The following is a 21,899-nucleotide window of genomic DNA, read 5'->3' on the forward strand; positions in this document are numbered from 1 at the left end:
GTGGCGGCTGATCGCCCTCAGCTCGCGGTGGGTGGGCGTACCGGCGGGGCGGTGAGGGAGTCGACGGAGCGTGGGGCGGAGGCTTCCCGGGGCGGGGCGTCCAGCGGCGCGGCCAGCACATCCCGTTGCGGCACACCCCCGATGCCGGACTGCTCGGCGGCGATCTTCTCCTGCAGGCGCAGGATGCCGTGCAGCAGCGCCTCCGGCCGGGGCGGGCAGCCGGGCACGTACACGTCGACCGGGATGAGCTGGTCGACGCCCTTCGTCACCGAGTACGAATCCCAGTAGGGGCCGCCGCAGTTGGAGCAGGCACCGAAGGAAATGACGTACTTCGGCTCCGGCATCTGGTCGTAGAGCCGCTTGATCGCCGGCGCCATCTTGTCGGTCACCGTCCCGGAGACCACCATGAGGTCGGCCTGCCGGGGGCCGTGAGCGAACGGAATCACGCCAAGCCGGATGAAGTCGTGCCGACCCATGCTGGTGGCGATGAACTCGATCGCGCAGCAGGCCAGACCGAAGTTGAACACCCAGAGCGAGTAGCGCCGCCCCCAGTTCAGCACGAACCGGATCGGCTCACCGAGCACTGCCGGCAACTGCACGACCGCCCCCCTCCTGTCCCCCACCAGACAGTCAACCACAGCGTCCCGCTGCAACCCCGAGGCCCGTTCAGGACTTCTATCGGGGTACGGCGCGCCGACAACGGCCGCCGACAACGGGGACCACGGGAGGAACCACGATGAACACTCGTACCGGACGGCGGGCAGGCGTGCTGCTCGGCTCGACGCTGGCCGTACTGACCGCGATGCCGGCCACCGCCGCGTTGGCGTCCACTCACGCGCCGGCCTCGGTCTCGGCGGGCCGGCTGGTGCTGGAGCCGACCGAGGGCGGTTACCAGGGCACCCTGCCGGTGACGATCACCAACCGCAGCCGAATCGCCGAGTACTACAGCATCCAGGTCCTCGAGCCGGTCGCCGGTTCCTTCGACGGGCTACGGCCGACCGGTGCCTGCGTCAACGGCGGTCGCGTGGAGAACCGGCGGGTGATGGCGTGCGGGGTGGACGGGCCAGACCTCAAGCCGGGCGAGCGGCGCACGCTAAGCGTCACCTTCGAGGTCCGGACCGCTCCCCGGTCGTACGCGATGATCGCCAAGGGCGGCCGGGTCGAGGTCGTGCCGGGTCACACCCAGCAGGTGGCCGACGGCGCGAACTTCACCGCCCGGTTCCGGGGCACCGACGGATCGCTGCGCAACCCGCGACCGTACGTCCAGGACACCTCGGCGAACGCCTCGCTGACCGCCGGCACTGACGCGCTCACCCTGACCCGGCAGGCCGACGGGACGTACGCGGGCCGGCTGCCGGTGACCGTGCGGTACGCCGGCGACGCCCCGCACGACTACCTGGCGGTGCGGGCGGCCCTGCCCGCCGGGGTGGAGATCGCCGGCACCGATCCGCAGGACTCGCCGAGCTTCGGCGAGTTCTTCGACGTGCCGGGCGGCCGGATGAACGCCGGCGAGGTGCGCACGTTCGCCGTGCTGTTCCGCGCGCCGACCGAGACCGTCGTCGGCGACCTCGGGGCCGTCGAACTGACCCTGAGCACCCGGTACGGCGCCGACGAGGTGGCCGACGCCTCGCCGGCCGACAACAGCCTCCAGGTCACGCTGAGCGCTTCCGACAACAGCTGATCGGGCGGTGCGTCGCCGGCCGGCACGGAGGGGTTCCGGCCGGCGACGCCACTCGGGGGCGTACGGCTCGGCGGTGTGGCTGCAACCCCCGCCTGAATGGCAAGTGTGACGACCGCTTCGGGCACGGGACCCGACGGCAAACGGGGAGGGGCAGTGACAGCGATGACGGGAGCCCGCGCCAACGAGCCGCCGGGTGCGACTGCCGCGGCGACCGGGGAGCACGCGGCGACGGTGAGCTTCGACGACTTCTACCACGCGCACTTCCGCAACGTGACCACCCAGCTCGGCGCCTACATGGGCGATCTCTCGCAGGCCCAGGACCTCGCGCAGGAGGCGTTCTGCCGCGCTCTGGCCCGGTGGGACCGGCTGGCCCGGTATGACGATCCGGTCGCCTGGGTCCGTCAGGTCGCCTGGAACCTGGCCCGGAGCCGCTGGCGGCGGCTCCGGACCGCGCGCAACCACCTGCTGCGGCAACGGCGGACGGAGGCTGCGATGGCCGGTCCGACGCCCGATCGAGTGGCGATCGACGCCGCACTGGCCCGGCTGCCCGCCAACCACCGACGGGCCGTCATCCTGCACTACCTCGCCGACCTGTCGGTCAACGAGATCGCCAGTCAGGAGGGGGTGGCCGAGGGCACGGTCAAATCCTGGCTGCACCGCGGCCGGCTGGCGCTGGCAGGGCTGCTCGACGAGAGCATCGAGGGGGTGGGCAATGTCTGACATCGACCCGCGGCTACGGGACAGGTTCGCCGCGTACCGCACCGAGACGATCGCCCGGATCACCGGTCCGGGACCTGACCAGGCCCGGCGTACCCTTCGTCGACGCCGCCGGACGACGGTGGTGGCCGTGGCGGCGGCGGCGATCGCCCTGGCGGTCGCACCCATCGTCGCCAACGCCGCACTGCGTGACGACGGGTCGGTGCCGGCACCGGCGGAGACCGGCGAGCCGACCACCACGCCGACCAGTGATCCCGCACCGACGCCCTCCGTCCCGCTCGCGCCCAGCACCACCACGACCACGAGCCCGGCCGCGCCGGACGGCCGGATCAGTCGGGCGCAGTTGCTCGGCACGCCGGTGACCCTGCCCGCGTGGCGGGCCGGACGGGGCTGCCCGACCTCGGCCGTACGGATCACCGCCGACGACCGCGAGGGCGCCAACTGGCTCTTGGCGCTCGACCACGGCGACGTCGACGGGGACGGGGCGGTGGAGACGGTGGCGCTCGTGCAATGCGTGCTCGGCAGCGGCGGGCCGATGCAGGTGGTCGCCTTCGACCGGGACGAGAAGGGGAAGCTCGTCACGCTCGGTCGCGTGGTCGCGACCACCATCGACAAGCCGCAGTGGCTGTTCACACTTGATGTGGCGGACAACGGCACGGTGCGGGTGCAGGTCGGCGACATCGCACCCGGCGGCGGCTGGCGGAGCGAGTGGTCGCAGCGACAATGGCGGGGCTACCGCTGGAAGGGCGACGCCTTCGCGCAGGTCTCCGGGCCGACGAGCTTCGGCACCAACAAGCACGACGTCAACCTGGTCGTCGCCTCCGGTGATCTGGTGCTGACCGAGGCACCGGACGGCTCCCGGACCGGCACGGTGACCGTGCGCATCCGCAACGGGGCCACGGGTCCCGCCGCCTATGTGGGGCTGCGGCTCGGCCTGCCGGCGGCGATCCGCCCGGACGGCGACGGCTGGGCGGCGTGCCGCAACGACCCGGCAACGACCGGGGAGCCGGTCACCTGCGATTTGAACCGGCTCGAAGGCGGCAAGGAGCTCCGGCTCACGCTGGGCTTTCGGGTGGCGGCGGGTGCCACCGTCGGTACCGGCAAGGCCGACGTGGCCGCCCGGCCGATGGACGCCACCTTCGACTTCGTGGAGGAGGTCTACGAAGTAGACAACTCGGTCACGATCACGTACCGCTGAGCGGGTCAGGTCCGTCGTCGCCCGACGGCGGACCAGACCCGCGGGTCGGGCCGGCCGGCTTTACCAGGTGGGACGCTGCAATAGCCCGACGAACTCCACCAGCAGTCGTTCCCGCAATGCCGGCGAAGCGGCGTCGAGCAGCGTATTCACCACCGCCATCCGGTCCGACGACGGCGCATCCCCGCCACCGAGCCCGAGCCCGGCGGCGAGCCCGGCGACAAGTTCGGGCGTGAGCGCGTCCGGGGTCAGCGACGTCGCCAGCGCCATCAGCTCGGGCGGGAGGGCGACCGGACCGGCCGTCCGGGCCGCGGCCACCGCGTCGGTCAGGTCCGGCCCGAACTCGGCCACCCGGGGCGCGACCGCGGCGGTCACCGTGAGGTGCACGCTGGCGGGCAGGCCGTCGTACGACAGCTGGGGTTGGGTGTGCCAGCCCCGCGCGGTCAGCTCGTCGACCAGGACGAACAGGTCGGGGCCGCCTTCGGTGGCCGTGAAGCAGACCACGGTGGACTCCGGTTCGACCATCAGCCGCAGCCCGTCGACGGCGCGGATCGCGTCTGCCAGCCCGGCGACCGCGTCCCGGGTGCGGGCGGCCAGCCGCAGGTAGCCGTCGTCGCCGAGGTGCCGCAGGGTCGCGTACGCGGCGGCGATCGGCCCGCCCGAGCGGGTGGAAGCGATCACCGGGTTGATCATCGTGTAGCCGGGCCAGTCGGCGTACGCGAAGTACTGCGAGGCACGGAGCGCGGCGTCACGGTGCAGGAGCACCGACACCCCCTTCGGCGCGTACGCGTACTTGTGCAGGTCCACCGAGATCGAGGTGACCCCGGGTACCGCGAAGTCGAACGCCGGCACCGGCTCCCCGAGGCGGCGCAGGTACGGCAGGGTCCAGCCGCCGAAGCAGGCGTCCACGTGGCAGCGCACCCCGGCGTCGGCCGCCGCTGCGGCGATCTCCGCGACCGGGTCCACCACCCCGTGCGCGTACGACGGCGCGGAGCACGCGACCAGCACCGTCTCCGGGCGGATCGCGGCGGCCATCGCGGCCGGGTCGGGGCGCAGCGTGTCCGGGGAGACCGGCACGACGTCCAGCGCCACCCGCAGGTAGTGCGCCGCCTTGGCGAACGCGGCGTGGGCGCTCGACGGCACCACGATCCGGGGTGCGGCGATCTCCGGGTGGGCGTCCCGGGCCGTCTTGACGGCGAGGATCAGCGACTCGGTGCCGCCACTGGTGACGCTGCCGACGACGTCTGGGGCGGTGGTGCCCGGCCCGCCGCCGAGCACCCGGCCGGCCGCACCGACGAGCGCGTTCTCCATGGCCAGCAGGGACGGGAACGCGGTCGGGTCGAGCCCGTTGACGTGCGCGCTCTCCCGGTGGGCGGCGGCAGCCAGCTCGTCCAGCCCCGGCACCGCCGGGTCGTAGACGTACGCGAACAGCCGCCCTCCGTGGGTGGGCCGGTCGGCGGCGCGCAACTGACGAACCTCGGCCAGAACCCGTTCCGCGGGAACCCCGGCGGCAGGAAGTGCCCCGGCCTCGACCCTGCTCTCGTCGATCATGGAGTTATGGTGCCCTTCTCGTGACGGTCAATGACGTTCATCCCCCACCACAACTCCATGGTCGACCCGCCCGGTGGTGGGGGTGGTGGTGGGGGTGGGGGTGGCGGTTAGGACGGCTGGGGTCAGGGTGTAGCGGCGTAGAAGGAGGATTGGGGGCGCTACCAGTAGGGCCGGGATGATCGTGAAACCGAGGAGAACGCCCAGTCTCGCCGTGTCGGACTGGGCAGCCGCCGAGCCGGTGTCAGAGGACACGTAGCCGGAGAACTGGAGCACCAGTCCGTAGATGCCCGGGCCGAGCGCCAGCCCGAAGGTCTCCCCGGCGGTCCACAGGCCGGTGAAGACACCCGCCTGCCGTCGACCGGTGCGCGCCGTGTCGTACGCGATGCAGTCCGGCAGCATCGCCAGCGCGAAGACCTGCTGCCCGGCGTACCCCACGCCGATCACGGCGACCATGAGGTAGACCGCGACCGGCGGCACCACCGGCGCGGCGACCAGGGCGAGCGCCCCGGCGGCGAGGATCAGTGAGGCGACGACCAGCGCGGTCCGCTTGCCCAGTCGGGCACCGACCCGGGTCCAGATCGGCATCACCAGCAGCGCCGGCCCGACGAAGCAGACGAACAGCAGGGTCGGCCCGCTCTGCTCGTCGCGCAGGATCTGCCCCGCGAAGTAGTTGACTCCGGCCAGGATCGTCGCCACGCCGGCGGACTGCACCACGAAGCAGATCAGCAGCGCCCGGAACGGACGGTTGGCGCCGGCCACGGCGAGCTGGGCACGCAGGGTCGGCTCACTGTCGCCCACCGTGCCGGTCGGCGCGGACCGGGTGCCGAGGAACGCGCCGAGGGCACCGAGGGCGATCAGCACCGCCACGAACAGCCCCATCCACCGGTGTCCGGCCACGCCGTCACCACCGGCGGTCACCACCAGCGGGGCGACCGCGCCGGAGACCAGGATGGCGAGCGCCAGCACCGCGATCCGCCAGGTCATCAACCGGGTGCGCTCGGTGTAGTCGTCGGTCAACTCCGCCGGCATCGCCACGTACGGCACCTGGAAGAAGGCGAACGCGGTGGCGGTGGCGAGGAAGGCGAACGCCACGTACACCGCGGCGGCCGGGCCGTTACCGAACGGCGCGGCGAAGATGGACGCGAACAGGACGGCGAGCGCGAGGCCGCCGATCAGCAGGTACGGCCGGCGGGCACCCCAGCGCGACCGGGTGCGGTCGGAGATCCGCCCGGCGACCGGGTTGACCAGCACGTCCCATGCCTTGGGCAGCAGCACCAACAGTGCGGCCAGCCCGGCGGCCACGCCCAGCGTGTCGGTCAGGTACGGCAGCAGCAGTAGACCGGGCACGGTGCCGAACGCTCCGGTCGCCAGTGAGCCGAGGGCGTAGCCGGCGTGCACCGTTCGGGGCAGCGGGTTGGCGGCTGACGAGCCGGCGCCCGGCGGCGTTTTCATGGGGCCGAATGTTACTCACGTTATGTCGAGGGTCACATCCCCTCATCAGGCGACCAACGCGCCGCCGCCATGTCCACGCCCTCGCCGCGCAGCGGCACCCCCTCGGCCCGCAGTCGGGCCCGCGCCTCCCGCTCGTGTCCCGGCGGTAGCCGGCCACCCGACGTCACCACCCGGTGCCAGGGCACCGCGCCGCCGTGCCGAGCCATGATGGTGCCCACCAGTCGCGCCGAGGCACGACCCGAACGCTCCGCGAGCGCGTCGGCGACCGCGCCGTACGACATCACCCGGCCCTCGGGGATTCGCTCGACCAGGTCGAGCACCGCCTCGACGTACTCGTCAGGAGTCACAATCGGCCACCATATGGGAACGCGTCCGGGCGGTGCGGCCGTGACCACGCAGAATGGTCGGGTGCGCGAAGCAGTCACGACGGCCCGGCGGGTCGTCGTCAAGATCGGATCCTCCTCGTTGACCACCGCCACCGGCGGGCTGGCCGACGAGCGCGTCGACACGCTGGTCGACACCCTCGGACGGCTCACCGCGGAGGGACGCGAGGTGGTGCTGGTGTCCTCCGGGGCGATCGCCGCCGGCCTCGCCCCGCTCGGGCTTCCCCGACGCCCGCGCGACCTGGCCACCCAGCAGGCCGCCGCCAGCGTCGGGCAGGGCCTGCTCATCGGCCGGTACGCGGCCAGCTTCGCCCGGCACGGCCGGACCGTCGGGCAGGTGCTGCTCACCGTCGATGACGTGACCCGGCGGGCGCACTACCGCAACGCGTACCGGACGCTGCGCAAGCTGCTCGACCTGCGGGCGGTGCCGATCGTCAACGAGAACGACACGGTGGCCACCCAGGAGATCCGGTTCGGCGACAACGATCGGCTGGCCGCTCTGGTGGCCGCGCTGGTGCACGCCGACCTGCTGGTGCTCCTCTCCGACGTGGACGCACTCTGGACCGGCGACCCCACCAATCCGCACTCGACCCGGATCGCGGAGGTCCGCGACGACGCGGACCTCTCCGGAATCACCATCGGCGGGACCGGTCGGTCCGGCGTCGGCACCGGCGGCATGGTGACCAAGGTCGAGGCCGCCCGGATCGCCACCGGCTTCGGCATTCCGGTGGTGCTCACCGCCGCCGACCTGGCCGCGCCCGCATTGGCCGGCGAACCGGTCGGCACGCTGTTCCACCCGCAGCGGCAACGCCCGACGGCCCGACTGTTCTGGCTGGCCCACGCCACCTCACCCCGGGGGCGGCTGCACCTCGACCCGGGCGCGGTGGCCGCCGTCGTCGGGCGGCGCAAGTCGCTGCTGCCGGCGGGCATCACCGCCGTGGACGGCTCGTTCACCGCGGGCGACCCCGTCGACCTGGTGGACACCGCCGGCGCGTCGGTCGCCCGAGGGCTGGTCAACTACGACGCGGTGGAGTTGCCCGGGCTGCTCGGCCGCTCCACGTCCGAACTCGCCGCGGCACTCGGCCCGGCGTACGAACGAGAGGTCGTCCACCGCGACGACCTGGTGCTGCTCTAAGGAGTCAACATTGAGTGAGCGTCAGCGAGCGAATCATCGGCTCAGGGCGGCGGTGCCTCAGGGCGGCACGGAGCGCAGCGGAGTGTCGGCATGAGCGTCAGCGAGCAGGCCCGGCGGGCCCGGGTGGCGGCGGAGACGCTGGCTGTCGCCACGCGTACGGTCAAGGACGCCGCGCTGGTGGCGATGGCCGACGCGCTGGTGGCGCGTACCCCGGAGATCCTGGCCGCGAACGAGACGGACCTGGCAGCCGGCCGGGAGGCCGGGCTGAGCGCGGCCGTGCTGGACCGGCTCGCCCTCGACGCGGGCCGCGTGGCCGGCATCGCCGACGCGCTGCGCCAGATGGCCACGCTGCCCGACCCGGTCGGCGAGGTGGTCCGCGGTTCCACCCTGCCCAACGGGCTGGAGCTGCGCCAGATCCGGGTGCCGTTCGGGGTGGTCGGCATCATCTACGAGGCGCGGCCGAACGTGACGGTGGACGCCGCCGGGATCTGCCTCAAGTCCGGGAACGCGGCGCTGCTGCGCGGGTCGTCCTCGGCCGCACACTCGAACGCCGCGCTCGTCGCGGTGCTGCGTGACGCGGTCGCCGACGCCGGGCTGCCGGCCGACGCGGTGCAACTGCTCGATGCCAGCTCCCGCGACTCGGTCAAGGAACTGATGCGTGCCCGAGGGCTCGTCGACGTGCTCATTCCGCGCGGTGGCGCGTCGCTGATCCGCACCGTTGTCGAGGAGTCGACCGTGCCGGTGATCGAGACCGGGGTGGGCAACTGCCACGTCTACGTCGATGCCGCCGCCGACGTGGCGAAGGCCGTCGCGGTGACGCTGAACGCCAAGACGCAACGCCTGTCGACCTGCAACACCGCCGAGTCGCTGCTCGTGCACGCGGGCATCGCCGACGCGTTCCTGCCGTCGGCGCTGGCTGCCTTCGCCGAGGCGGGGGTGACCGTGCACGGCTCCCCCGAGGTGGCCGCATACTCCGCCGCCGTGGTCCCGGCCACCGAGGAGGACTTCGCCACCGAATACCTGTCGGCCGACATCTCGGTCGCGGTGGTCGAGTCGCTGGACGCGGCGGTCGCGCACATCCGCCGCTTCGGCACCGGGCACACCGAGGCGATCCTCACCGACTCGGCGAGCGCGGCCCGCGACTTCGTCGCCCGGGTGGACGCCGCGGCGGTGATGGTGAACGCCTCGACCCGGTTCACCGACGGAGGCGAGTTCGGGTTCGGCGCGGAGATCGGCATCTCCACGCAGAAACTGCACGCCCGCGGCCCGATGGGCCTGCCCGAGCTGACCAGCACCAAGTACGTCGTCACTGGGGACGGGCACCTGCGCTAGGGCCACTCAGCCGGGTGCCAGGGCAGGCTGAGCGCGGCTTGCTCGGCCAGGCGGCGTGGGCCGGGCGGCCCGGATCGCGGACAGGGTGGTGTGCACGTCGAACTGGTGGCCGTCGTCGCTCTCCCAGCCGCCGTCGCTGCGCTGGGTCTCGGTCAGCCGGCGCAGCGCCCGGACCATGATCCAGTCCTGCGGGTCGATGCCGGCGCGGCGCAGCGTGGCCGCCAGCCACGCCACGTCCCCCGGGGACATCTTCGGCATCCGTTCGGCGAGCACCACCTGGATTCGCGCCGACTCCTGGAACATCTCCTGCCGGTGCAGCACCGCAGCGCTCAGCCAGCCGGCGGCGAGGAACGACGGCCAACTGCCGTCTGGGCGCAGCCGCGCGGCGAGCGAGTGGGCCGCCGCCTGCACCACCCCGGCGTACGCCCCACCGACGCGGTGGTCCAGCGGGCCTGAGGCGCGGGCATCCAGGCCGGCAACGGTGAGCCAGAAACCGGCGTTGGCCGACAGGAGGAACCCGGCCTCCGGATCGCCCGGCCGGGCCCACTCCGGAGCCGAGTCGGCCAGCGACGCGTCCTCGTCCCAGCCGCCGTCGGCGTGCTGCCGGGACGCCAGCCAGTCGAGTGCGCGCCGAGCGGCGGGACGGCCGAGCGCGCCCAGGTCGTCCAACTCGGCGAGCCGGAAGCAGGTGGCGTCGACCGAGGCGATGTCGCCGCCCCAGGTGGCCGGCCAACCGCCGTCGGGTGACTGGCCGACCTCGGCCGTCTCCAGTAGCTCGGCGGGCACGGCAGTGCCGTTGCGGAGCCACGAGAGTCGGGCGCGTTCTACCGCGTCCCCATGCGCCACGACGAACCCGATCGCGGCTTCCAAGTCGACCACGGCGAAGACGCTACCTGCGCAGACGCGACGCCGCCTCGGGGAATCGGCCAGCCCGGGATGGCTGCGTCGCTCCGGCGGGAGGGCTGCTCGGCGTCGCCTGCATCGATTTGCCGGGGCGACGGTGGGCGCCGCCCCGGCTCGGCCGGTCAGTACGCGGGCAGCGACGGGTCGATCTGCTTGATCCAGGAGAGCACGCCGCCCTGCACGTGCACGGCGTCCTTGAATCCGGCCGCCTTGAGCGCGGCGAGCGCTTCCGCCGAGCGGACGCCGGACTTGCAGTGCAGCACGATCTGCCGGTCCTGCGGCAGCTTCGCGAGGGCCTCACCGGAGATGATGTCGCCCTTGGGGATCAGGGTGGAGCCGGGGATGCGGACGATCTCGTACTCGGCCGGCTCCCGTACGTCGACCAGGAAGATGTCCTTGCCGGCGTCCTGCCAGTCCTTGAGTTCCAGTGCGGTGATGGTCGAGTCGAGCGTCGCCTCCTGGGCCTCCTCGGAGACCGCGCCGCAGAAGTCCTCGTAGTCTTCGAGCAGGTCGGTGACCGTCGGGTTCTCGCCGCAGAGCGCGCAGTTCGGGTCCTTGCGGACCTTGATCTTGCGGTATTCCATCTCCAGGGCGTCGTAGACCATCAGGCGGCCGACCAGCGGCTCACCGATGCCGGTGAGCAGCTTGATCGCCTCGTTCACCTGGATCGAGCCGATCGACGCGCACAGCACACCGAGCACGCCACCCTCGGCGCAGGACGGAACCATGCCGGGCGGCGGCGGCTCCGGGTAGAGGCAGCGGTAGCAGGGGCCGTGCTCGGCCCAGAACACCGATGCCTGGCCGTCGAAGCGGTAGATCGAGCCCCAGACGTACGGCTTGCCGAGCAGCACCGCCGCGTCGTTGACCATGTAGCGGGTGGCGAAGTTGTCGGTGCCGTCGACGATCAGGTCGTACTGGGCGAAGATCTCGCGGACGTTCTCCCGGTCCAGCGCGGTGTTGTGGATCTCCACGTTGACCAGCGGGTTGATCTCGCGGATCGACGCTGCGGCGGACTCGGCCTTGGACCGGCCGATGTCGGACACACCGTGGATGACCTGGCGCTGGAGGTTGGACTCGTCGACGGTGTCGAAGTCGATGATGCCGAGTGTGCCGACCCCGGCCGCGGCGAGATACAGCAGGGCGGGCGACCCGAGGCCGCCGGCGCCGACACAGAGCACCCGGGCGTTCTTCAGCCGCTTCTGCCCGGTCACCCCGACATCCGGGATGATCAGGTGGCGCGAGTAGCGGCGGATCTCGTCAACGGTCAGCTCGGCGGCGGGTTCGACGAGCGGGGGCAACGACACGGTGGACTCCCCGGGATCGGCGGTGTGAACCGCGCCATTGTCGCTCGCGGGAGCCCCACTCGGCCATGAGGGATGACACGTGGCCCGCAATGCGGGAGCGGGAATAACCGACGACCCCGCCGATCAGGGAACCATGTCACCCGCGTAGCGACGTCCGTCGAGGTAGGGCCAGGCGTTGGCGACGCAGTCGTCCAGGCCGTACGTCTGCTGCTGCATCACCGGGGCGGGCTCCCCCGGGCCGGGGCATGCCTCGTGTTCCTCGCCGAACTCGTGGCCCACCTCGTGGTTGATCACATAGGTGCGGTAGGTGTCCAGCGAGGCGCCGTAGTCGGGGACCGCCTCCATCCAGCGGGCCAGGTTGATGATGACCTGGCCCGGCAGGCGGCAGGAGGTGTAGCGCTCGGTGGTCAGCCCACCCTCGGCGCACATTCGCTCGGACGTGACCGGGGTGGCCAGGTAGATGGTGAAGTCGGCGGCCCCGGCGTCGGCCACCCGTTGCACCCGCAGCTCATCGGAGGCGATCCAACTACGCGGGTCGGCCAGCACCTCGTCCACCCTGGCGGCGAACGCGTCGGCGTCCTGGCCGGTGCCACGTTCGACCGCGATCCGGTAACGGCGCAGCGGCCCGTTCGCACCGTGCACGGGTGTGTCGCCGTCGGCCGCGGTGAACCGTCCCGCTCCGACGGACGGGTAACTGGTGGGCGTCGGGTGGGCGGGCGCCCCACCTCCGAGGCCCATCCCGCCCTGGGTGCTGGCAGGAGTCTCGGCTGATGGCTCGTCGCCCCTGCTCACCGTCACACCGATGGCGGCGGCGAGCACGAGCAGGCCGAGCAGCAGGCTACGGCGACGTCGCCGACGCATCCGCACGAGCGTGGGACGCCCACCCTCGTACGCCGACCGCCCGGACTGGTCGGGCGGCTCGGTCGGGCCGTAAGGGGACGACGGCGTCATAACGTCGAGCCTGCCAGATTATTCGGGCATATCTCTGTTTTTGCCGCTATTGCCGCAAGACGCCTGTTGGAGGGGTGGACGGTCGGCGTGTCGGCCGGTCGTTCAGAGGGCAGGACCGCCGTAGCGGCGCCCGTCGACGTACGGCCACGGGTTGACCCGGCACCCGTTGAGGAAGAGTGTCTGCTGCATCATCACCGGCGCGGGCCGACCCGCACCGGGGCAACGCTCGTGCCGGTGCCCGAGTTGGTGACCCACCTCGTGATTGACCACGTACGTCCGGTAGACCGCCAGCGGCACGCCGGCCGAGACGAAGTGCGGCACGGACAACCGCCACCGATCCAGGTTGATGATCACCTGACCGGGGGCGCGGCAGGAGGTGTACGGCCGACCCCCGACCCGGATGTCCACCCCACCCTGAGCGCACATCCGACCCGCCGTACGGGCGGTGGCGAGGAAGACCGTGAAGTCGCGAGGCGCGTCCCCCGGCACCTGCTGCAGTCGTAGTCTGCCGCTGTCGACCCAGCTTCCCGGACCGGCGAGCGCCGCCTGGACCGCCAGCGCGAACTCGGCGGCGTCCTCGTTGCTGCCCGACTCCACCGCGACCCGGTAACGCCGCAGCTCACCCGCGCGACCCAGCACCGGGCCGGAGCGGGCGTCGTGGTCGAACCGTCCCGTGCCGGAGCTCGGGACCGCGCCGGGCACCCGCAGCACCGGGGGCGGGCTGGACGGGACCGAGTCGGAGGGCGACGGGCCGGCCGACGGCGGCAGCGGCGCGGCCACCAGCGGCGGCGGCAGCGGGGCGATCTCCTCGGCGGCCAACTGGTTGGCACCGGGACGCCCACCCGGCCCCTCGGCGGTCACGCTCACCGCCGCGCCGACGGCAAGCACCACTGCCACCAGTTGGGCGAGCAGCGCGAAACGGCGCCAACGGCGCACAGATAGGCGGGCTGAGCTGGGCATCCCGCTCAGCCTGCCAGATCAGACCGCCCGACGGTGTCCCCCGTTTCGGCGAGCAGGCCGACCACCGCCCGGGCAACCAGACGGGGAACTTCCAACTGCGCCACATGACCGACGCCGTCGAGCATCATCAGCCGGCTGTCCGGGATGACCCGGGCGGTCTGCGGCGCAACCCGCACGTCGATCAGCCGATCCTGTCGGCCACCCACCACCAGGGTCGGTGCGCGCACCGCCTTGGCGAGGCGCCACAGCGAACCCGGCCCCGGCAGGTACGCCCGCAGGAAGCTGGCGACCAGACCGCGAAACGTCCGGACGTACGCGGCGGCGTAGTGCTCCGCCTCGTAGCGCACCCGGATCTCCTCCAGCGCCTCCGCCCGGCGCTGGTCGCAGATCCGGCTGAGGTCGGCGACGCAGGCCTCCAACACCTGCTGGGCCATCACCTCAGGAGCGAGCTGGGTGAGATGCCGGGCGACCAACCGTTCACCCCGCGGAATGGCGAGCACCGGCAGCATCCGCCCCTGCAACGAGCGACGGAAATCCAGGAACGGCAGCGCCGGGGAGATCAGGGTGAGGGTGCGGACCAGGTCAGGCCGGAGCCCGGCGACCTGGACGGCGACGGCACCGCCCAGCGAGTTGCCGAACAGGTGCACGGGCCCCCGACCGGAATGCTCGATCCAGCGGACGACAAGATCCGCGAAGGCCGGAATCGTGTAGCGACGGCCCGGCTCGCTGCGGCCGAAGCCGGGCAGGTCGATGGCCTGACCGTCCAGCCGATCGGCGAGCAGCCCGGCCAGGTCGGTCCAGTTCTGCGACGACCCGCCCAGCCCGTGCACGTACAGCGCCGGCTCCGCGCCAACAGCGGTGGCCGGGGTGTCCCGCACGTACGTGACCAAGCCGTCGAGGCGAACCTCCCGGCCAGGCCACGGCGGCGGGACACGGTCATCGGGGAGCAGATGGTCCGGCCAGAGAGTGGCGCTCTTCATCGTCCCAGTCTGCCTCGAACCACTCAGGACAGCAGCGCCTCCAGCCGACGGTTGACCGCCGCCAGCGTCGCCCGGACCACCGCCTGCCGCGGATCACCGGCGACCAGAGCAGAGCCGGCGAGCTGCTCGACCCAGCCCTCACAGACGAGCAACACCACGACGGTGGCCACCTCGCAGTTGCCGAACGGCACCACCGCCGCGTGCTCGACGAAGCAGCGCCCCCGCTCGGCGTTCTCCACGCTACGCAGCAACTCGTCCACGGCGGCGGCCGCCGCCACCGCGCAGAGCCGCAGCACGTAGCCGTCCACCGCCGGCCCGGTGGCGTACCCGGAAGCGCTGTCGCCCCCGGCCAGCAGCCGGACCTCCACGTTGGCGTCCAGGCCGAAGGTGCTCACCTGCACGTGGTCGATCACTACGCGGGGCCCCGGCGTGCCGCCGGTGTCCAGCGGCCGGGACGGCGCCGACTCCGTCGTGGTCACCTGACCACCGGAGTACGACGCGCCGACCGTCGCCGGACTGCCGGTTGCGGCACCAGCCGGCGCGGCCGAGACCGATCCCGGCTCCTCGACCGTGGCGCGACCCCGGTGCGGGGCGTTCGACCGACGGCGGCGCGAGGTGTCCGTGCTGGTCCACTGCTCCGGGACTGCCGGCGCGGCCTCGACCCGACCGCCCGGCGAACGACCGGCCGCCGTCGACTCCGCCGCCCGGATCTCACCGGTACGCGGGTCCACACCGGCATCACGCGAAGCTACGCCTGGAGGCTCCGGGGTACGTCGCTCGGCGGCTCGGGACTCGGCGAGGCGGCGGCGCACCGGCGGGGGCGGTGTGGTGGGCAGGCCGGGCACGTTCTGCGGGGCGGCGGCCAGCCCCATCCGATCCTGGAGCAGCCGGGCCACCTGTCGGCTCACCTCGGCCGGGTCAGCGCCGTCGGCCAGGTCCAGTCGCAGACTGTGCGCCCCCGCCGGGGTACGACGCAGCGCCGCGTCGCGGACACCCGCCACCTCCCGAACGGCGTCCAGGATGGCGTTGACGTCGAACCCCTCGGGGCGCTCCCGCAGCGGGGCTGGCTCGTCGTCACGGCGGAGGTGGGTGGCGATACGGGCGAGTTCCGGGGTTTCGGCGGGTGGCTCCACGGCTGGCGGCTCCGGCACGACGGGCACGTCCGGTTCCGCGGGGACGCGCTGCGGCAGCACCACCGCTCTCCGGTCCGACTGCTGGCCGTCGTCGCCCGGGACAGCCGGCGACGTCGGGTCGGGGGCGGATCGGCGAGCCGCGTAGGGGGAGACGGACGCGTTGACGGGCCGTTCACGGCCCCCGGACCCGTTGGTGGAGGGAGGCGGGACGGCTCCGGTGGAGGACGGCGTGGTGTCGGCGGATGACGGGTCGTTCGTCGGCGCGGTGGCACGGGGCAGCTCGACGGCAGCCGGACCGGACGACTCGGGTGGTGACGGCCGGAGCCGGAACGGTCCAGTCGGCCGACTCTCGGGCCGTGGCAGGCCGGGCTTCTCGCCCGCGTCGCCCCCACGGGGAGTGCTGGCTGACTGGCTTGCCGCCCAGGAGGGGCGTTCGACAGGTGCGTCGGAGATGCGGCCCTCGGACCAGTCCGGCCGCTCGGCCCGGGAGGCGCTCGCCGGAGTGGTCGGCGATCCGCCGACCCAGGAGGGGCGCTCCGCCACGAGGGGCGGGCCCGCCGGAGCTGGTGGCGCGTCGGTCAGCGTAGGGGGCGGCCCGGCCGCTGCCGGAGGTGGCCCGGCCAGCGTGGGAGGTGGCCCGGCCGGTGCCGGAGACGGCGCGTCGGCCGATGCCGGGCTGGCAGGCCAGGAGGCGCGCAGCGGCGGGGAGCTGGTCGGCGCCGGATCGGAACCTCCAGCCCAGGACGGCCGTACCGGCGGGACGTTGGGCGGCGTCGGTTCGGACCCGCCGGCCCAGGACGGCCGCACCGGCGGGGAACTGGTCGGCGCAGGATCGGAACCCCCGCCCAGGACGGCCGCACTGGCGGCGCGCTGGTGGGCTCGGGGTCGGCCCCGCCCGCCCAGGACGGGCGGTCGGTCCGGGGTGCATCTGTCGCCGCGGGCCCAGCCCATGAAGGCCGGACGGCCGGTGGGCCGCTGGTCGGGGTCGGGCCGCCGGCCCAGGCGGGGCGCTCGACCACCGGTGGTGCCATGCCTGACGACGACACCGGTGGCCCACTGGTCGGAAACGGGTCCGCGTCGGCGGCGGGGAGCGGACGGTCGGTGGGGAGCGGGGGGTCGGTGGGCGGTGCGGCCCAGGACGGGCGGTCGGCCGGCGGCGCGCTTGTCGGTGCGGCCGCGGCCCCGGCGCAGCCTCGGACCCGCCTCGGACTGGGTCGTACCCGCGCGGCGGATCGGCGCGGACCGGTTCGTACGGGCGAGGCGACTCGGCGCGCACCGGCTCGTAAGGCTGGTGGGGCTCGGCGACCCAGCCCGGCGCGGACTCGTCCCGGGCCGCCGGGCCGGCCGGCTCGTCGTCCTGGCGGGACCAGGGCGGTGCCCACCCGCCACCCCAGCTCGGGCGGTTCCAGCTCGGCCCCGTCCAGTCCGGCTCGATGGCCGGCGATTCCCCGGCACGGTGCGCGTCACCGGAACGGTGCACATCCTCGCCCCGGCGCGCGTCCTCGGCCCGCTGTGTATCTCCCGGCCGGGAACTTTCGGCGCCGCGACCCGGCTCGGTCGCTTCGGCGTTCCCAGCCGGCCCCGGGGCTGCCGCGTGCTCCGGTGAGAGCGGGTCCCGCCAGGCGCGTGGCGCAGCTGGAGGTCCGTCGGCGGCCATCCGCTCGCCGGACGGTGCGCGGAAGCCGGGCGGCACCTCGAAGCCCGACGCGGCGGTGCCGACGGGCGGCACCTGGACGGCCGGCGGCGCCGAGGTGGGCAACCCAGGTTCGGCCCAGCGGGCGCGGTGCGCGGCGGCCGGATCGACGGTGGAGCGCTGGGCGGGGCCCACGTCGGGCGAGCCGCTCCCCTGCTCCATCGGCGGCGGTGCGGGACGTTGGGCGGGCACCGCCAGCCGGTCGCTGGCCGCCTCGGGTCGAGCTTCGGCGGGTAGCCCCGGCGGTGCGCTCACCGGTGTCGGGCGTCCTGCGGTCGATTCGAGACCGGGATGACGGCCGTCGTCGGCGGCGTCCGGGTGGTGCACGCCGTTGGCGTGGTGGCCGTTGGCGCGGGCCGGCGGCTCGAACTCGCCCGGCAGCCCGACCAGAGGCGACGGCAGGTCGCCGTGGCGGGTGGAAGAGGTGCGCCAACCGGACGCGGGGTCGGGCTGCCAGCGCGGCGCCTGGTCCCGGGCGTCCTCGCTGTCGGCGGCTCGGGGCCACCCACCCGTCGGGGGCGCCCACCCGCTGACGGAACGGCTCGGGTCGTCGTGCTGACCCGCTCCGTCACCGTGCTCTCCCGGGGTGGCGGCTCCGGGTTGCCCTGTTTCAGTCACCGCGCGCTCCTTGGTCGCCCCCGCTGAGGCTACCGTGTGCCGAGAGTGGCGATAGGTTACAGCGGCGGGCCATTTCCACCACGGGGGTCACGGGCGTAGCCCGGTCTGGGGGGAAAATGCCGGCTCGTACGGAGAACTCGGAGGATCCCATGACCGCTGCGGGGAACGGTGCCCAGACCGCTGGCCGGCCCACCCGCCTGCCCCGCTCCGCGCGTCGTAAGCAGCTTCTCGCTGCGGCGCAGGAGGTGTTCGTCGCGCAGGGCTACCACGCCGCCGCGATGGACGACATCGCCGAGCGGGCCGGAGTCTCGAAGCCGGTGCTCTATCAACACTTTCCCGGAAAGATGGATCTCTACCTGGCGCTGCTCGATACGCACTGTGACGCCATCGTCGCTCAGGTACAGGACGCGATGCGCGGCACCAGCGACAACAAGGAGCGGGTCAGCGCATCGGTGCGCGCGTACTTCGACTTCGTCGACCACGAGAGCGAGGCGTTCCGCCTCGTCTTCGAGTCGGACCTGCGTAACGACCCGGCGGTGCGGCAGCGGGTGGAGCGGGTCGAGCAGGGCTGCATCGCGGCGATCACCGACACCATCATCTCGGACACCGGGGTGAGCCGGGCGCACGCCGAGTTGCTCGCCTCGGGGCTGGTCGGCGCAGCGGAGACGGCCGCGCAGTTCTGGCTGGCAGGTGGCCGGCAGGTGCCGAAGGCCGAGGCCGAGGCGTTGGTGGCCGCGCTGTCGTGGCGGGGCATCGCGAGCTTCCCGCTGCAAGGTGAGTCAGCCTGACCGCCGACCCCGTGATCGGATAGCCTTCGCAGGGCGGTTCTTTCGCCCCAGTTGAGGAGGCACAGTGGAGGTCAAGATCGGCGTGCAGTACGCGCCGCGCGAGCTGGTAGTGGACAGCGCGCAGTCGCCGGCCGAGATCGAGCAGATCGTCACCGACGCCTTCGCCGGTGACGGCGGCACGCTCTCCCTGACCGACGAGAAGGGCCGGCGGATCATCGTTCCGATCGAGAAGGTCGCGTACGTCGAGATCGCCGAGGCGTCGTCCCGCGCGGTCGGTTTCACCGTCCGCTGACTGGTCCGGCCGTCGCGGCAGGTCGGTGTTCGGCCCACCTGCCGCAGGCCGGCGCCGGGCGGTCAGTTGTTCAGTCCGGCCGAGGTCATCCGCGCGGTGTGCGCGGAGGTGAGCCTCCCGAACAGCCCCGGCACGTCGACCCGGTCGTCCCGTGCGATCAGCGCAGTGAGTGTGGCCCGCTCGGCGGCAACGCGGCCGGCCTGGGACAACGCCTCGCCGACCAGCCGCCGCGCCCACATGGAGAGCCGGCCAGCCACCCGGGGGTCGTCGGCAACGGCCACCCGGATCTCCGCCGCGGCGAAGTCCGCATACCGCGAGTCGTGCAGGACATCCAGCACCAGCGCCCGGTCCGGCTCGTCCAGCGCATCGGCGATCTCCCGGATGAAGTCGTCGGTGATCGCGTCGCCGACGTACGCCTTCGTGACCACTTCCGCCCAGTCCCGGGGCTCGGTCGAGTCGTGGTAGGCCTGCAGTGGCTCAAGATAGGGCGCCATCGCGTCCTCAGGCGGCACGCCCAGCGCGGTGAGCCGGTCGGCGAGGCGCCGGTAGTTGGCGATCTCGGCCGCGGCCATCTCGCTCAGGGCTGCGCGGCGGCGCAGGTCGGGGGCGAGCCGGGCGTCGCCGGCCATCCGTTCGAAGGCGAGCAGTTCGCCGAAGGCGACCAGACCCAGCAGGTCGGCGACAGCGGAACCGGGGGTGGTCGGCGCGGACACGAGCGCAGGCTACCGCGCGCGGTCGTGCACGGGTACCCCGCGCGGGGTACATCGTCAACTCCGGCAATCATGTGGTCCATATCACAATCGCTGCCCCCGCGTGGTGCCTGGCCGGCGGGGAATCGGGACGGACCCATGCCTGTTCAGGTAGCATGGAGCAGTTGCCGTGGGCGCCGATCTGATCGAAGCTCAGCCCGCGGCGCGCGTGCGGCCCGGTCCGGCTCGGCAGTCTGCCGCCGACCGTGTGGCCCGCGTCATACCGAACGCGCCCTGAGGACATGACGGGCGCACCCACGAGAGGGCACCCCCACATCCACATGAGCGAGCTGACTCAAGATCTGATGGACGGCCAGGAACTGGCCCCCACTGCCCCGGTTCGACCGGAGGCCCCCACGTTTGCCGCACTCGGCGCCCGTGCCGAGACCGTCGAGGCGCTGGCCGCGGCCGGCATCACCCGCGCCTTCGCCATCCAGGAATATGCGATCCCGATCGCGCTGCGCGGCGTCGACCTGATCGGTCAGGCGCCCACCGGCACCGGCAAGACCCTCGGCTTCGGCGTACCCCTGTTGGATCGGGTCTTCGCGCCGGGCGAGGGCAGCGACGGCGTCCCCCAGGCGCTGGTCGTCGTTCCCACCCGCGAGCTGGGCATCCAGGTCGCCAAGGACCTGGCCGCCGCCGGCCGGACGCGCGGCGTCCGGGTGCTGCCGATCTACGGCGGCGTGGCGTACGAGCCGCAGATCGACGCGCTGCGCAAGGGCGTCGAGATCCTCGTCGGCACCCCCGGCCGGCTCATGGACCTGCAGAAGCAGAAGCACCTCCGACTGGACCGGGTGCACGCACTCGTCCTCGACGAGGCCGACCGGATGCTCGACCTAGGCTTCCTCGACGACGTCGAGAAGATCCTGGCGATGCTTCCGGAGGACCGGCAGACGATGCTCTTCTCGGCCACCATGCCGGACCCGATCGTCACCCTGTCCCGGCGTTTCCTGCGCCAGCCGATGACGATCCACGCCGGGCACACCGCCGAGACCGGCCCGTCGCCGCAGACCCAGCAGTTGGTCTACCGCACCCACTCGATGAACAAGGTCGAGGTGGTGGCGCGCATCCTCCAGGCGGAGGGGCGTGGGTTGACCATGATCTTCACCCGCACCAAGCGGGCCGCCGACCGGGTCGCCGAGGACCTCGACTTCCGCGGGTTCGCGGTCGCCGCGGTGCACGGTGACCTCGGCCAGGGCGCCCGCGAGCGGGCGCTGCGGGCCTTCCGGGCCGGCAAGATCGACATCCTGGTCGCCACCGACGTGGCGGCCCGAGGGCTGGACGTCACCGGCGTCACCCACGTGATCAACTACGACTGCCCGGAAGACCAGGACACCTACACCCACCGAATCGGTCGTACCGGCCGGGCCGGAGCGACGGGTGTCGCCGTGACCTTCGTCGACTGGGACGACATGCCGCGCTGGCGGATCATCGACAAGACCCTCGGTCTGGAGATGCCGGAGCCGCCGGAGACGTACCACACGTCGCCGCACCTCTACACCGACCTGCACATCCCCACCGACATCAGCGGCACGCTGCCCACCGCCGAGCGCACCCGGGCCGGGTTGTCCGCCGAGGTCGAAGAGGACCTGGGTGGCACGACGCGTTCCCGCCGGGGCGACAGCGGTGGTCGGGGCGGTCCGCGACGCGGTGAAAGCCGCGGTGAGGGTCGAGGTGAAGGCCGGGGCGAGCGCCGTGGTCGGGGCGACGGCCGCCGCGACCGCTCCGACGCCGGCACGCCGGCCGTCGCCGAGGCACCCGCGATCGCCGAGGCCGCCGACACCGCCGAGGAAGGCACCCGCACTCCGCGCCGCCGGCGTCGCCGCCGGGCCGGCGAGGCGGTCGCGGGCGAACCGACCGCCGTGATCTCCGCCGACACCGGCCCCACCGAGCCGGCTGCCGCGTCCGACGGCGAGCCGTCCAAGCCGCGCCGCCGCCGGCGCCGCCGTGGTGGCGGTTCCGACGCGGGTACGCCGGCCGAGGCGACCGCGGACTGATCACCAGCTACACCTGACATCCCCCGCACCGCCTCGCGCGGTACGGGGGATGTTCCCTTCCCACCCCACCTGCCGAAGATGGAAC

19 protein-coding genes are annotated in these 21,899 nt (G+C 73.1%); 8 read left to right on the plus strand and 11 right to left on the minus strand.

The features are described 5' to 3' along the window. Window positions 1-17: 17 nt before the first annotated feature. Window positions 18-599, minus strand: a complete 582-nt coding sequence (locus tag PCA76_RS29370) for an NADH-quinone oxidoreductase subunit B (protein ID WP_272613649.1) — start codon at window positions 597-599, stop codon at window positions 18-20. 137 nt (window positions 600-736) lie between these two features. On the opposite strand from PCA76_RS29370, the gene PCA76_RS29375 reads away from it, so the two are divergent. From PCA76_RS29375 to PCA76_RS29385, 3 genes are all read left to right on the plus strand, one after another. After that, window positions 737-1,681: a hypothetical protein gene (locus tag PCA76_RS29375; protein WP_272613650.1), complete on the plus strand. Its 945-nt coding sequence runs from the start codon at window positions 737-739 to the stop codon at window positions 1,679-1,681. Window positions 1,682-1,834: 153 nt separating this feature from the next. After that, entirely contained in the window at window positions 1,835-2,401 is a 567-nt protein-coding gene (locus PCA76_RS29380) for an RNA polymerase sigma factor (protein WP_272613651.1), read from the plus strand. Then, window positions 2,394-3,596: a hypothetical protein gene (locus tag PCA76_RS29385; protein WP_272613652.1), complete on the plus strand. Its 1,203-nt coding sequence runs from the start codon at window positions 2,394-2,396 to the stop codon at window positions 3,594-3,596. Before PCA76_RS29380 ends, PCA76_RS29385 begins: the two co-directional genes overlap by 8 nt. 60 nt (window positions 3,597-3,656) lie before the next feature. On the opposite strand, the gene PCA76_RS29390 is transcribed toward PCA76_RS29385, so the two are convergent. From PCA76_RS29390 to PCA76_RS29400, 3 genes are read right to left on the minus strand one after another with little or no spacing between them, the layout of a single operon-like run. Beyond that, the gene (locus PCA76_RS29390; protein WP_272613653.1) at window positions 3,657-5,144 is read right to left on the minus strand and encodes a pyridoxal phosphate-dependent decarboxylase family protein; all 1,488 of its coding nucleotides are present in this window, start codon (window positions 5,142-5,144) and stop codon (window positions 3,657-3,659) included. A 27-nt stretch (window positions 5,145-5,171) separates the two neighbouring features. Beyond that, window positions 5,172-6,596: an MFS transporter gene (locus tag PCA76_RS29395; protein WP_272613654.1), complete on the minus strand. Its 1,425-nt coding sequence runs from the start codon at window positions 6,594-6,596 to the stop codon at window positions 5,172-5,174. Between the two features lie 32 nt (window positions 6,597-6,628). Then, the gene (locus tag PCA76_RS29400) at window positions 6,629-6,943 is read right to left on the minus strand and encodes an MGMT family protein (RefSeq protein WP_272613655.1); all 315 of its coding nucleotides are present in this window, start codon (window positions 6,941-6,943) and stop codon (window positions 6,629-6,631) included. 13 nt (window positions 6,944-6,956) lie between these two features. Between PCA76_RS29400 and proB the strand changes: the two genes are divergently transcribed. Beyond that, window positions 6,957-8,114 (plus strand): glutamate 5-kinase, encoded by a 1,158-nt coding sequence (gene proB, locus PCA76_RS29405; RefSeq protein WP_272613656.1) that lies wholly within the window; start codon window positions 6,957-6,959, stop codon window positions 8,112-8,114. Between the two features lie 90 nt (window positions 8,115-8,204). Next, entirely contained in the window at window positions 8,205-9,446 is a 1,242-nt protein-coding gene (locus PCA76_RS29410; RefSeq protein ID WP_272613657.1) for a glutamate-5-semialdehyde dehydrogenase, read from the plus strand. Window positions 9,447-9,452: 6 nt separating this feature from the next. On the opposite strand, the gene PCA76_RS29415 is transcribed toward PCA76_RS29410, so the two are convergent. The 6 genes from PCA76_RS29415 to PCA76_RS29440 all read right to left on the minus strand — a co-directional run bounded on the left by PCA76_RS29415 (window position 9,453) and on the right by PCA76_RS29440 (window position 16,220). Then, entirely contained in the window at window positions 9,453-10,325 is an 873-nt protein-coding gene (locus PCA76_RS29415; protein ID WP_272613658.1) for a prenyltransferase/squalene oxidase repeat-containing protein, read from the minus strand. 146 nt (window positions 10,326-10,471) lie between these two features. Then, a complete protein-coding gene (gene moeZ, locus PCA76_RS29420; RefSeq protein ID WP_272613659.1) occupies window positions 10,472-11,653 on the minus strand; it encodes an adenylyltransferase/sulfurtransferase MoeZ in 1,182 nt (393 codons plus the stop codon). Window positions 11,654-11,776: 123 nt separating this feature from the next. Further along, window positions 11,777-12,604, minus strand: coding sequence for a DUF3152 domain-containing protein (locus PCA76_RS29425; RefSeq protein ID WP_272613660.1), 828 nt, complete (start codon window positions 12,602-12,604; stop codon window positions 11,777-11,779). A gap of 102 nt (window positions 12,605-12,706) precedes the next feature. Then, the gene (locus PCA76_RS29430) at window positions 12,707-13,564 is read right to left on the minus strand and encodes a DUF3152 domain-containing protein (RefSeq protein WP_272613661.1); all 858 of its coding nucleotides are present in this window, start codon (window positions 13,562-13,564) and stop codon (window positions 12,707-12,709) included. A gap of 5 nt (window positions 13,565-13,569) precedes the next feature. Then, a complete protein-coding gene (locus PCA76_RS29435; RefSeq protein ID WP_272613662.1) occupies window positions 13,570-14,544 on the minus strand; it encodes an alpha/beta fold hydrolase in 975 nt (324 codons plus the stop codon). 23 nt (window positions 14,545-14,567) lie between these two features. Continuing rightward, a complete protein-coding gene (locus PCA76_RS29440; protein ID WP_442930171.1) occupies window positions 14,568-16,220 on the minus strand; it encodes a hypothetical protein in 1,653 nt (550 codons plus the stop codon). Between the two features lie 1,917 nt (window positions 16,221-18,137). Between PCA76_RS29440 and PCA76_RS29445 the strand changes: the two genes are divergently transcribed. Together PCA76_RS29445 and PCA76_RS29450 are read left to right on the plus strand one after the other, a co-directional pair. Beyond that, window positions 18,138-18,776, plus strand: coding sequence for a TetR/AcrR family transcriptional regulator (locus PCA76_RS29445; RefSeq protein WP_030489514.1), 639 nt, complete (start codon window positions 18,138-18,140; stop codon window positions 18,774-18,776). 64 nt (window positions 18,777-18,840) lie between these two features. Further along, window positions 18,841-19,068, plus strand: a complete 228-nt coding sequence (locus tag PCA76_RS29450) for a DUF3107 domain-containing protein (RefSeq protein WP_272613663.1) — start codon at window positions 18,841-18,843, stop codon at window positions 19,066-19,068. 62 nt (window positions 19,069-19,130) lie between these two features. On the opposite strand, the gene PCA76_RS29455 is transcribed toward PCA76_RS29450, so the two are convergent. Continuing rightward, complete coding sequence (locus tag PCA76_RS29455; RefSeq protein ID WP_272613664.1) at window positions 19,131-19,781, minus strand: ferritin-like fold-containing protein; 651 nt, start codon at window positions 19,779-19,781, stop codon at window positions 19,131-19,133. A gap of 317 nt (window positions 19,782-20,098) precedes the next feature. On the opposite strand from PCA76_RS29455, the gene PCA76_RS29460 reads away from it, so the two are divergent. Continuing rightward, a complete protein-coding gene (locus PCA76_RS29460; protein WP_272613665.1) occupies window positions 20,099-21,814 on the plus strand; it encodes a DEAD/DEAH box helicase in 1,716 nt (571 codons plus the stop codon). Window positions 21,815-21,899 lie beyond the last annotated feature (85 nt).

The sequence above is a fragment of the Micromonospora sp. LH3U1 genome, from assembly GCF_028475105.1.
Classification (GTDB): Bacteria; Actinomycetota; Actinomycetes; order Mycobacteriales; family Micromonosporaceae; genus Micromonospora.

Bases quoted from the DNA above. Each gene is read 5' to 3' on its own strand.
- PCA76_RS29375 (WP_272613650.1), top strand. From the start codon at position 737: ATGAACACTCGTACCGGACGGCGGGCAGGCGTGCTGCTCGGCTCGACG.
- PCA76_RS29385 (WP_272613652.1), top strand. From the start codon at position 2,394: ATGTCTGACATCGACCCGCGGCTACGGGACAGGTTCGCCGCGTACCGC.
- PCA76_RS29390 (WP_272613653.1), bottom strand. From the start codon at position 5,144: ATGATCGACGAGAGCAGGGTCGAGGCCGGGGCACTTCCTGCCGCCGGG.
- PCA76_RS29395 (WP_272613654.1), bottom strand. From the start codon at position 6,596: ATGAAAACGCCGCCGGGCGCCGGCTCGTCAGCCGCCAACCCGCTGCCC.
- proB (WP_272613656.1), top strand. From the start codon at position 6,957: ATGGGAACGCGTCCGGGCGGTGCGGCCGTGACCACGCAGAATGGTCGG.
- PCA76_RS29410 (WP_272613657.1), top strand. From the start codon at position 8,205: ATGAGCGTCAGCGAGCAGGCCCGGCGGGCCCGGGTGGCGGCGGAGACG.
- PCA76_RS29425 (WP_272613660.1), bottom strand. From the start codon at position 12,604: ATGACGCCGTCGTCCCCTTACGGCCCGACCGAGCCGCCCGACCAGTCC.
- PCA76_RS29430 (WP_272613661.1), bottom strand. From the start codon at position 13,564: ATGCCCAGCTCAGCCCGCCTATCTGTGCGCCGTTGGCGCCGTTTCGCG.
- PCA76_RS29435 (WP_272613662.1), bottom strand. From the start codon at position 14,544: ATGAAGAGCGCCACTCTCTGGCCGGACCATCTGCTCCCCGATGACCGT.
- PCA76_RS29445 (WP_030489514.1), top strand. From the start codon at position 18,138: ATGACCGCTGCGGGGAACGGTGCCCAGACCGCTGGCCGGCCCACCCGC.
- PCA76_RS29460 (WP_272613665.1), top strand. From the start codon at position 20,099: ATGAGCGAGCTGACTCAAGATCTGATGGACGGCCAGGAACTGGCCCCC.